General features: G+C 69.6%; 1 protein-coding gene. It reads right to left on the reverse strand.

Annotation, left to right across the window (positions count from 1 at the left end):
* Positions 1-404: ketopantoate reductase C-terminal domain-containing protein (locus EN859_RS35580; RefSeq protein WP_281015676.1), on the reverse strand; the 404-nt coding region annotated here is incomplete at both ends.

Raw genomic sequence — 404 nt, forward strand, 5'->3', positions numbered from 1 at the left:
CGCGCTCGATCGCCAGCCGCCGAACCAGCGCCAGCACGCTGTCGATGGTCGGCGTCGGCTGGCCGGTCAGGCGGCCGAGCTCCTGCACGGCCGTGACCAGCGCGTCGATCTCCATCGGGCGGCCGCGCTCGAGATCCTGCAGCATCGAGGTCTTGTGCTCGCCGACATCGCCGGCGCCCTTGATACGGCGATCGACGGGGATGAGGAAGCGCACGCCGAGACGCTCGCCGATCGCCTGCGCTTCCAGCATCATGGCGCGGGCGACAGCGCGTGTCCCCTCGTCTGCCACGATGGCCGCAAGCGTGCTGCCGGTCAGCGCCGAGATCGGGTTGAAGGAGAGATTACCCCACAGCTTCACCCAGATCTCCGAGCGTATGTCTTCGCGGACCGGCGCCTGCAGCCCG

The organism is Mesorhizobium sp. M00.F.Ca.ET.216.01.1.1 (genome assembly GCF_004010325.2).
Lineage (GTDB): Bacteria > Pseudomonadota > Alphaproteobacteria > Rhizobiales > Rhizobiaceae > Mesorhizobium.